The sequence below is a fragment of the Pullulanibacillus pueri genome (assembly GCF_014639255.1).
Lineage (GTDB): Bacteria > Bacillota > Bacilli > Bacillales > Sporolactobacillaceae > Pullulanibacillus > Pullulanibacillus pueri.
In genome coordinates, this window is record NZ_BMFV01000036.1 from 38,716 (window position 1) to 48,837 (window position 10,122).

A 10,122-nucleotide genomic window follows, 5' to 3' on the forward strand; every position below is an offset into this window, starting at 1 on the left:
ATACAACTTTTGTTTACACTGTTAGAGTTAAAATGGGTTTTAGCACTATAAGCAAATAAGCTGACATCAGCTTTATAAGTAAAACTTTAATGCTCGCCATTAGAAATGGGCGTGAAGCTAAGGTTTTTCCAAAATAATCTTTTATTGATTAATGGCATTGGAAAGGGTGTACAGAATGGCTGAACAAAAGGTTTCCGAAAAGCCGGTATTGGATCAACTCTATGATCTATTAAACGATAGTAAACAACCTCAAACATTTTATGATTTATTAAAAATGATTTCTGCCAATAAGTTAGACGAAGAAGAGCGGGCTGAATATTATGCACGTGTCTACACCAACTTAAATCTTGATGGCCGCTTCCTGAGTTTAGGGAATAACTTTTGGGGCCTGAAAAGTTGGTATCCTATGGACCAGCGTGACGAAGATGTTGCATCTAAACTCGCACCGAAGCGCAAACGGAAATCATCCGATGATGACGACGATCTTGAAGATGTCTTTGCTGATTTTGACGATGATGATGTTTTTGATGACATTGATGATGATGATATTTATGATGACGATGATGATCTCGATGAAGATTTTAATGATGACGATGATGAATATAGCGATGACGATGATGATCTCGATGAAGAATATGATGATGAAGACGATGAAGATGAGGAAGAAGAGGATTAAGCCAAACAAAGGCTTGCTTCTATTCCTTTTCTCTGATAAAATCATTTTTGGGCTATAAGTCAACTAAACATCAATAAGGTGAAGCCCTCCAATTACTGGGGGAAGCTTCACCTTTTTTATTGTATTTTTTAACTGATTTTCAGAGAACATATAGACATGTTTAAAGGAGTGGAAGATCGTGACAAAATATATTTTTGTAACAGGTGGCGTTGTGTCTTCATTGGGTAAAGGGATAACAGCAGCCTCGCTTGGACGTTTGCTTAAAAACCGTGGATTAAAGGTAACTATCCAAAAGTTTGATCCTTATATCAACGTTGATCCCGGAACAATGAGTCCTTATCAACACGGGGAAGTTTTCGTCACTGACGATGGGGCAGAAACCGATTTAGACCTTGGCCACTATGAACGTTTTATCGATATCAATTTAAATAAAAACAGTAATGTGACAACCGGTAAAATTTATTCCTCTGTTATTCGCAAAGAGCGTCGTGGCGATTATCTTGGTGGAACGGTTCAAGTTATTCCTCATATTACGAATGAAATTAAGGATCGTGTATTTAGAGCCGGTCGCGAAACGGGCGCAGATGTCGTCATCACAGAAATCGGGGGAACGGTCGGGGACATTGAAAGTCTGCCCTTCTTAGAAGCCATTCGTCAGATTAAAAGTGATGTCGGCGTAGAAAATGTCATGTATGTTCACTGTACCCTCGTGCCTTATATTAAAGCAGCGGGTGAAATGAAAACCAAGCCAACACAACATAGCGTCAAGGAGTTAAGGAGCTTGGGCATTCAACCGAATATTATTGTGGTTCGTACGGAGACCCCGATTTCCCAAGATATGAAGGATAAAATTGCCTTGTTCTGTGACATCGAAGCCAAAGCTGTGATCGAGTGCCAAGATGCAGAAACCTTATACCAAGTGCCTATTGCCCTACAACAACAAAACATGGATCAGATTGTTTGTGATCACTTAAAGCTAGATGTTGGACCTGCCGACATGGGAGAGTGGCAATCCCTCGTGGATAAAGTCCTCAATCTAAGTAAAACGACAACGATCGCCCTTGTAGGGAAGTATGTTGAGCTTCAAGATGCCTACTTGTCTGTTGTTGAGTCACTTAAACATGCCGGTTATTCGCATGATGCCGATGTTCAAATCGAATGGATCAATTCTGAAAATGTCCATGAAGGCAATGTGGACGAGCTGCTATCTAAAGCAGATGGTATTCTGGTACCAGGTGGATTTGGTGACCGCGGGATCGAAGGGAAAATTTTAGCGATTCAGTACGCTCGTGAGCACCAGGTTCCATTCCTAGGCATTTGTTTGGGCATGCAGCTGGCTTCTATCGAATTTGCCAGAAATGTTCTCCAGTTAAAAGGCGCTCATTCTTCAGAAATTGACCCTTCAACGCCTTATCCCATTATTGATTTACTGCCAGAGCAGAAGGATGTTGAAGATATGGGAGGCACGTTGCGCTTAGGATTGTATCCTTGTCGCATTCAAGAAGGAACCCATACCTATGAGGCTTATCAAGAACCCGTTGTCTATGAACGTCATCGCCATCGTTATGAATTTAATAACGAATATCGTGAGGCAATGGAAGCGAAGGGATTCATTTTCTCAGGCGTTAGTCCAGACGGGCGCTTGGTAGAAATTATTGAATTAAAAGATCACCCTTGGTTTGTCGCCAGCCAATTTCATCCTGAATTTAAGTCCAGACCAACCAAGCCACAAGCGCTTTTCAAAGACTTTGTAGGGGCAACGATCCCTCATGCCGTTAAAGTTAATCAGTAATAAAGATCATAAAACAGTATGTTAGAGAGGATATTCTCTTTCATACTGTTTTTTTCTTTATAACGCTAGGATTTATAAGTTGGACGCTGTATGGATGTCCTTTTTTGAGTCGTGCATCCATTTGCGAGTCAGCGGGTACTTTAGTGCGTGAGCCATGTTCTTAAATGGTGCCCACCTATGCTACTGATCCTCAAGCACTTCAAGAAGTGTGAAATAGAGTCCGTGGTAGCTGAAAAGGGCAGCGAGAGTGGAGGGGACACCGACTCTGTCTCCACTTTCGGTAGGGATGAGCGCTCTGTGACTATTCAGATTAATATGAACGTCAACGGTCTCAGAAAAAGGGTGGAGGTCTCCTTTTGTAACTGTAGACATTCCGATAGTCATGGCTCCAGTCTCTGAAATTTTCTTAGCGAGTTTAGCGGCTGAGGTATCATCATCCTGTCGCGTGATGAGAATGACGCGATCCATAGGGCTTAAAGTTAAGGGCTCTCTATTGAGTGGCTGAGCATCCGCAATTTTGTTGGGGCTTTCCAGGGCTTCAATGGCTACGGCTCTCATTTCTTCAAAACCGTAGATAAACACAGTGCCATCCGAGACGACAGCTTGAGCGAGTAAACGCGCAGCATCTTCAAAAGTCTCCTCATTCTTTTCGATAAGCTTCTCAAGGACACCGCGTAATTGGGTTAAATATATTTTGAGCATTTAGATCTCTCCTTGTCTTAATTAATGTAATAGCTAAAAGAAGTTTACCTTATCTATCATTTTTCCAAGATTTATGCAGGAAAATCAAGGGGCGAAGGCGAATTAAGCGATTGGGATGTCTTTTTGTACCCAAAGTATAAGCTTTAGAGGTTTGAAAGAACAGGTTATAGGCTAAGGATAATGTTCCGGCTTATAGCCGAGGTGGCATGCTTCTTTGATCACAGTTAAGGGCTGAAGGAGCTTATACTAAAAGGTTACAGTTAAAAAGCATATTAGGTACTTTCCAAATAAGTAGAAGTGATGCCGTACTAATAACCCATTATACATAAAAAAAACAATAAGAGAGGCGACTAATATGACTAAGAAACAAAAGCTGTTAATTGTAGATGATCAATTTGGCATTCGTATTTTACTTAATGAAATCTTTGAAAAGGAAGGCTATCAGACATTCCAAGCGGCTAACGGAGCCAATGCGCTACAGATCGTAGAGAAGGAGAAACCGGGTCTTGTTATTTTAGATATGAAAATTCCAGGTATGGATGGTCTCGAGATTTTAAAACGAATCAAGAAGGACAATAAGGAGATCAAAGTCATTATTATGACGGCGTATGGAGAACTCGATATGATCAAAGAAGCGGTTGATTATGGAGCCATCACACATTTTGCCAAACCCTTTGACATCGATGAAGTTATTGAAGCGGTAAAAAAAGAGCTTCCACTTGAATAATAAATTTTTTTGCACATAATTATTCGATTTAAATTAAATAATATGAAGGTTTAAAGCACAATTTTATTCTTCACAATTTATTGTGGTATAATGGCTAATGTTGAATATGCCTTCATCAGAAAAAAGATGAAATGCGTCACATTTTCTCGATTGTTGGTGAAGCATACTTACATATACGTTTGTGTAATCATTAAATTGTCATAGGGCATTCGCCTGATTGACCGGCCTAATCAAAATGGGAAATTATTAAGGGAGGTTTTTTTCATGCCATTAGTATCCATGACAGAGATGCTAAACAAAGCGAAAGAAGGGCATTATGCTGTAGGTCAATTCAACATTAATAATCTTGAATATACTCAAGCGATCCTACAAGCTGCAGAGGAAGAAAAATCACCAGTTATCCTTGGTGTTTCTGAAGGTGCAGGACGTTATATCGGCGGCTTCAAAACCGTTGTAAAAATGGTTGAAGGACTAATGGAAGATTATAATATTTCTGTTCCAGTGGCCATCCACCTTGATCATGGTTCAAGTTTTGAAAAATGTAAAGAGGCGATTGATGCAGGATTCACTTCTGTTATGATCGATGCTTCTCACCATCCATTTGAAGAAAATGTTGAAATTACTTCAAAAGTGGTTGAATATGCCCATGCAAAAGGCGTTTCTGTTGAAGCGGAATTAGGGACTGTTGGTGGACAAGAAGATGATGTCGTCGGTGGTATTATTTATGCCGATGCACAAGAATGTAAGAAGCTCGTTGAAGCTACACACATTGATACGTTAGCGCCTGCACTTGGATCTGTTCATGGTCCTTATAAGGGTGAACCGAATCTTGGGTTTAAAGAAATGGAAGAAATCAGTAATATCACAGGTATGCCTTTAGTCCTTCATGGTGGTACAGGTATTCCAACAGCGGATATTCAAAAGGCTATTTCTTTAGGAACGGCTAAAATCAACGTCAACACTGAAAATCAAATTGCTTCAACTAAGACCGTTCGCGAAGTATTAGCGGCGGATACTGAAGTATACGACCCACGTAAATACTTAGGACCTGCTCGTGAAACCATTAAAGAAACAGTTATTGGTAAAATGCGCGAATTTGGTTCTTCACAAAAAGCATAATTTTAGCATATTAATGATAAAAGGAATTTCAGTGTATCTTCGACAAAAAGATACACTGATTCTTATAAAGGGACTCATTTTTTTGAGCCCTTTTTCCTAGTTTTTTGATCAAATCTTTTTTTCTTACTACTTTTAACCTCGCTCTACTTCTATTAAGTTGAAATACACCTGTTTTTTCGTTATCGTAGATGAATATGAAGAAACCATTATGAAGGTACCCAATAGAGTAAACGATTATCTTTTAAAGGATATCCTCCTTTGTGGTTATCCAGGAAAAGGAGTCAATCATGGAGAAATTGCTGATTGAAGGCGGCCATCGCCTAAATGGAACCATTCAAGTTAGCGGAGCAAAAAATAGTGCGGTCGCTTTAATTCCCGCAGCCATTTTGGCCAATTCAACCGTAACCATTGACCAATTGCCGGATATTTCGGATGTTCGTCACTTATGTGAGCTTTTGGAGGAAATTGGCGGTAAAGTGGATTTTACTGACAACGTACTGACCGTTGATCCTTCCCACATGATCTCAATGCCCTTGCCAAATGGACGTGTCAAGAAATTAAGGGCGTCCTATTATATCATGGGGGCAATGTTAGGACGGTTTAAAAAAGCGGTTGTCGGTTTGCCTGGTGGATGTAATCTTGGCCCACGGCCCATTGACCAGCACATAAAAGGCTTTGAAGCCATGGGGGCTACAGTCACCAATGAACAGGGTGCCATTTATCTCAGAGCAGATGAATTAAGGGGCGCACGCATTTACTTAGATGTTGTGAGTGTAGGCGCAACGATTAATATTATGCTTGCAGCCGTACTCGCGAAGGGACAAACTGTGATTGAAAACGCAGCTAAAGAGCCTGAAATCATTGATGTTGCCACCCTACTTTCAAGTATGGGGGCGCGAATCAAAGGGGCTGGAACCGATGTGATTCGTATTGATGGGGTCAAAGAACTCCATGGATGCCGGCATTCCATTATTCCAGACCGTATTGAAGCCGGAACCTTCATGGTTATGGCTGCAGCGATGGGTGAACATGTTATTGTTGATAACGTCATTCCTCAGCATGTTGAGTCACTCACAGCGAAGCTCAGGGAAATGGGTGTGGTGGTCAATGTTAAAGATGAACAAATTGAAATCTCGAGAGGGAAGCTTCCTTTAAAAAAAGTCGATGTGAAAACCCTAGTTCACCCCGGCTTTCCAACAGATTTACAGCAACCGCTATCGGTGTTATTAACACAAGCCAAGGGATCGAGTATCGTCACTGATACGATCTACGGAGCCCGTTTTAAACATGTCGATGAATTAAGACGGATGGGTGCAGATATTAAGGTTGAAAGCAGTTCAGCGATTATTGATGGGCCAACACCTTTACAAGGCGCTAAGGTTAAGGCTTCGGAATTAAGGGCAGGTGCGGCTTTAGTTGTAGCCGGGATCATCGCCAATGGGGTGACTGAGATCACAGGTGTTGAGCATATTTATCGAGGGTATAGCCATCTTGTAGAAAAACTCCAAGGCATTGGTGTCAAAATTTGGACTGAGGATCTTGAAGTGGATGAAGAAGAAAATATGTCCATTGATCAATTATAAAAACACCTTTTCCTCGCCTTTTTTGGACATTGTATTTGATAAGAAAAATAGGGCGAAAACCACGCCATTTTCTTATTAAAACATAGAAAAAGTTTTTAATACCAAAAGTGCGAGTCAACGAGCAAGGTGCTTGAAGCGGAAACGCAAGGCTCCAGCGGGAACAGCAACCAGCTTTACTTCATGTGTAAACGTCGAGTTGTTCCGAGAAAGCGGATTTCGAAGCAAAACTCATCGACGCAGGAACAGGGGACACTTATGATAAATACTTGGGAACACAAATATAACAACCAAGGAACTTCGGCTAAATTCGTTACGTCCGTGTGACAACGCTGAAGCTAGCACCTCAACTGTATGAACTCCGATCCTTTTAATATGGGGACGAATGGAACATTTCATCAACGAAACTTTGGGTTGGAGAATTTTAAGGCAATCAGCGAATGGGCTGGTCATCCTTGAAATTCTCCTTCACACGAAGTATAATGAGGCGTACTCCATTTTATTTTTAAAACAACGTTTACTTAACGAAACCTATGGAAAGAATAAGAATCGCTACCATGAATTGAATGAGCTTAAATTATTCTAACTCCTTAATCTCTTCATTTATAAATCCAACATCCAACAGTGTTTAAGAATGAATTTTATTAATAACAAATGTATACAGCGCGCGTTAATCAATAAGGCTGATAATGGACAAGCTTTGTTTATTTTGTGCATTGAGATTTATTTATTTTTTAGAAGAAAACTTAATAAAGAGTGGTGTCATAATGGGAATTTCCTTAGCAGAATTAGAAAATATGAAACTCAAAGATTTGTATCAACAAGCACGCGAATATAAGGTTTCATACTATAGTAAATTAACGAAACGTGAACTGATTTTTGCAATTCTTAAAGCTCAAGCTGAAAAAGATGGCTTTTCATTTATGGAAGGTATTCTTGAGATTATTCCAACAGAAGGCTTTGGGTTTTTACGCCCTATAAATTACTCACCAAGTTCTGAGGATATCTACATATCCGCTTCGCAGATCCGTCGTTTTGATTTGCGAAATGGTGACCGTGTCTCTGGAAAAGTCCGACCACCAAAAGAAAATGAACGTTATTACGGGTTATTGCATGTCGAAGCCGTCAATGGTGAAGACCCTGATACGTCAAAAGAAAGAGTTCACTTTCCAGCCCTTACCCCTCTGTATCCGGATCGCAAAATGACCTTAGAGATACCAGGTCAAAGTCTTTCAACTCGAATTATTGATATGATAGCCCCAGTAGGTTATGGACAACGTGGTTTAATTGTTGCCCCACCTAAAGCCGGTAAAACCATTTTACTTAAGCAAATTGCCAATAGTATTACGGTTAATCATCCTGAGGCAGAATTGATTGTCCTTCTTGTTGATGAACGCCCAGAGGAAGTCACTGACATTGAACGCTCGGTTCAAGGTGACGTAGTAAGTTCGACTTTTGATGAGGTGCCTGAAAATCATATTAAGGTATCTGAGCTTGTGCTTGAACGTGCCATGCGGTTAGTCGAGCATAAGAAGGATGTCATCATTCTCATGGATAGTATTACACGTCTCGCGAGAGCTTATAACCTCGTCATTCCTCCAAGCGGTAGAACCCTCTCTGGTGGTATTGATCCAGCGGCCTTCCATAAGCCTAAACGCTTCTTTGGTGCAGCCCGGAATATTGAAGAGGGCGGTAGCCTCACGATTCTGGCGACAGCTTTAATCGACACAGGTTCACGGATGGATGATGTGATTTATGAGGAATTTAAAGGGACAGGAAATATGGAATTACATCTTGACCGCCGCCTAGCAGAACGACGCATTTTCCCTGCAATTGATATTCGTCGATCGGGTACAAGGAAAGAAGAACTCCTCATTCCAAAAGATCATCTGGAGAAGTTGTGGACGATACGCAAGACGATGGACGAATCATCAGACTTTGTTGAGCATTTCTATAAGCGTTTGAGAAAAACGAAATCCAATGAAGAATTCTTTAGATTGTTTGAAAAAGAGATGAACGGTGTTTCCTAGGCATAAAAAGGGCAATGCTTGGAAATCTCTCTTATGAAGTTGCATAACGGTTCAAATATGTTATAATAAACGCTGTGTTTATATACATCTCTGGTTTGAAAGAATCAGGGCGCAAAGGAGCTGAAAGTGATGCAAGCAAGTATTCAACCTCAATACAATAAAGTTAAAGTACAATGCACAACTTGTGGAAATGAATTCGAAACGGGCTCAACTCTTGAAGGTCCAATTCGTATCGACGTTTGTTCAGAATGTCACCCATTTTATACAGGTCGCCAACGTTTTGCTGATAAAGGCGGACGTGTTGATCGCTTTAAGAAAAAATACAATCTTAAATAATAATGTCGAAAAAGACAGGCAGGGCTTTCTTGCCTGTTTTTTCATTCAAATAAAGCACTAAAGGCTTTTGGAAGGGCGCAGAAAACACCTGCTTAGCTCGAACGAGTTAATAAGAAGCCCTTCTTGAAGCTACAATGAAAGTGACTGTGAAGAAAACGGGTGAAGGGATTAAAAGCGATGCAATTAACACATAATGAGGGTTGGATTGAATGTGTGTGTGGCAGCATGTTTTCTGGTAAATCAGAAGAACTGATTCGCCGTGTGCGCCGCGCCACGTATGGCAAACAAAAAGTACAGGTTTTTAAGCCGGCAATCGATAATCGCTACAGTAATGAGGAAGTTGTCTCCCATGCGGGTCGATCGGTTGTTGCCACGCCCATTCAGAATGCTGAAGAAATACTTAAACTTTTAAAACCGGATACAGATGTGATAGCGATTGATGAAGTTCAATTTTTTGATGAGAATGTCGTAGAAATTGCTCAATCGCTCGCAGATCAAGGGCACCGCGTCATTGTTGCTGGTCTAGATACGGATTTTCGTGGAGAACCCTTCAATCCGGTGCCTGAATTAATGGCGATTAGCGAAACCGTAACGAAACTCAATGCGATTTGTATGGTCTGCGGTTCACCTGCTAGTCGGACGCAAAGACTGATCAATGGCAAGCCGGCTAATTATGATGACCCGATTATTTTAGTTGGAGCTTCTGAAGCCTATGAACCTCGCTGTCGCCACTGTCATGATGTTCCTGGCAAACCCGCTAAAAGTAACGGGGTTGCTGTGATCCAAGAAAGTATTCGATAAGAGATCATTGCTATGATTGCAAATGTTCAACGTGTGGGTTATAGACCCATGCGTTTTTTTGTAAATATAAGAATGATAAAATTCTGGTCACCAGGAAGGTGTGGATTTACGCTTCAGAACGCTCGCTTTCCTCATGCCCACACGACTAAGGAAAGCTGCTAAGAGAATAATCCTCGCAGAAAAATCGTGTTTTATGATTTTTTGATGTGGGTAGGGTCGGCGTTCGACGCACAGGAAGTGCTAGCTTCGGCGGTGTCACACGGACGTGACGGTCTTAGACGAAGTTCCTTAATGACGTGACGTTTTTAGCCGATCGTCCTTAGTGGCCTCAGCTAACTTGGGATGATAATCGAGTTTCC

10 protein-coding genes are annotated in these 10,122 nt (G+C 41.0%); 9 read left to right on the top strand and 1 reads right to left on the bottom strand.

Annotated features, from left to right (window positions below; all coding sequences use genetic code 11):
- The first annotated feature begins 175 nt into the window (after nucleotides 1–175).
- Nucleotides 176–676, top strand: a complete 501-nt coding sequence (gene rpoE / locus IEV91_RS17835; RefSeq protein WP_188498793.1) for a DNA-directed RNA polymerase subunit delta — start codon at nucleotides 176–178, stop codon at nucleotides 674–676.
- Nucleotides 677–854: 178 nt separating this feature from the next.
- Nucleotides 855–2,468 carry a CTP synthase gene (gene pyrG, locus IEV91_RS17840; protein WP_188498794.1) on the top strand — a complete coding sequence of 538 codons (1,614 nt, stop codon included), beginning with the start codon at nucleotides 855–857 and terminating at the stop codon, nucleotides 2,466–2,468.
- 180 nt (nucleotides 2,469–2,648) lie between these two features.
- Here the strand turns inward: pyrG and IEV91_RS17845 are convergent, their stop codons facing one another.
- Nucleotides 2,649–3,170 (bottom strand): DUF2529 family protein, encoded by a 522-nt coding sequence (locus IEV91_RS17845; protein ID WP_188498795.1) that lies wholly within the window; start codon nucleotides 3,168–3,170, stop codon nucleotides 2,649–2,651.
- Between the two features lie 355 nt (nucleotides 3,171–3,525).
- Here IEV91_RS17845 and IEV91_RS17850 point away from each other — a divergent pair, with 355 nt between their 5' ends.
- From IEV91_RS17850 to IEV91_RS17880, 7 genes are all read left to right on the top strand, one after another.
- On the top strand, nucleotides 3,526–3,897 hold the full coding sequence (locus IEV91_RS17850; protein WP_188498796.1) for a response regulator: 372 nt from the start codon (nucleotides 3,526–3,528) through the stop codon (nucleotides 3,895–3,897).
- A 264-nt stretch (nucleotides 3,898–4,161) separates the two neighbouring features.
- Nucleotides 4,162–5,016, top strand: coding sequence for a class II fructose-bisphosphate aldolase (locus IEV91_RS17855; protein WP_188498797.1), 855 nt, complete (start codon nucleotides 4,162–4,164; stop codon nucleotides 5,014–5,016).
- Nucleotides 5,017–5,303: 287 nt separating this feature from the next.
- On the top strand, nucleotides 5,304–6,599 hold the full coding sequence (gene murA / locus IEV91_RS17860; protein WP_188498798.1) for a UDP-N-acetylglucosamine 1-carboxyvinyltransferase: 1,296 nt from the start codon (nucleotides 5,304–5,306) through the stop codon (nucleotides 6,597–6,599).
- A gap of 382 nt (nucleotides 6,600–6,981) precedes the next feature.
- Entirely contained in the window at nucleotides 6,982–7,182 is a 201-nt protein-coding gene (locus IEV91_RS17865; RefSeq protein WP_188498799.1) for a hypothetical protein, read from the top strand.
- Nucleotides 7,183–7,363: 181 nt separating this feature from the next.
- A complete protein-coding gene (gene rho, locus IEV91_RS17870) occupies nucleotides 7,364–8,626 on the top strand; it encodes a transcription termination factor Rho (protein ID WP_188498800.1) in 1,263 nt (420 codons plus the stop codon).
- A 129-nt stretch (nucleotides 8,627–8,755) separates the two neighbouring features.
- Nucleotides 8,756–8,962, top strand: coding sequence for a 50S ribosomal protein L31 (gene rpmE / locus IEV91_RS17875; protein ID WP_188498801.1), 207 nt, complete (start codon nucleotides 8,756–8,758; stop codon nucleotides 8,960–8,962).
- A gap of 177 nt (nucleotides 8,963–9,139) precedes the next feature.
- A complete protein-coding gene (locus IEV91_RS17880) occupies nucleotides 9,140–9,763 on the top strand; it encodes a thymidine kinase (protein WP_188498805.1) in 624 nt (207 codons plus the stop codon).
- Nucleotides 9,764–10,122: the final 359 nt, after the last annotated feature.

What these genes read in the sequence shown, in the direction of transcription:
- IEV91_RS17880 (WP_188498805.1), top strand. Translation starts at nt 9,140, where the DNA reads ATGCAATTAACACATAATGAGGGTTGGATTGAATGTGTGTGTGGCAGC.
- rpoE (WP_188498793.1), top strand. Translation starts at nt 176, where the DNA reads ATGGCTGAACAAAAGGTTTCCGAAAAGCCGGTATTGGATCAACTCTAT.
- IEV91_RS17850 (WP_188498796.1), top strand. Translation starts at nt 3,526, where the DNA reads ATGACTAAGAAACAAAAGCTGTTAATTGTAGATGATCAATTTGGCATT.
- IEV91_RS17865 (WP_188498799.1), top strand. Translation starts at nt 6,982, where the DNA reads ATGGAACATTTCATCAACGAAACTTTGGGTTGGAGAATTTTAAGGCAA.
- IEV91_RS17845 (WP_188498795.1), bottom strand. Translation starts at nt 3,170, where the DNA reads ATGCTCAAAATATATTTAACCCAATTACGCGGTGTCCTTGAGAAGCTT.
- IEV91_RS17855 (WP_188498797.1), top strand. Translation starts at nt 4,162, where the DNA reads ATGCCATTAGTATCCATGACAGAGATGCTAAACAAAGCGAAAGAAGGG.
- murA (WP_188498798.1), top strand. Translation starts at nt 5,304, where the DNA reads ATGGAGAAATTGCTGATTGAAGGCGGCCATCGCCTAAATGGAACCATT.
- rpmE (WP_188498801.1), top strand. Translation starts at nt 8,756, where the DNA reads ATGCAAGCAAGTATTCAACCTCAATACAATAAAGTTAAAGTACAATGC.
- rho (WP_188498800.1), top strand. Translation starts at nt 7,364, where the DNA reads ATGGGAATTTCCTTAGCAGAATTAGAAAATATGAAACTCAAAGATTTG.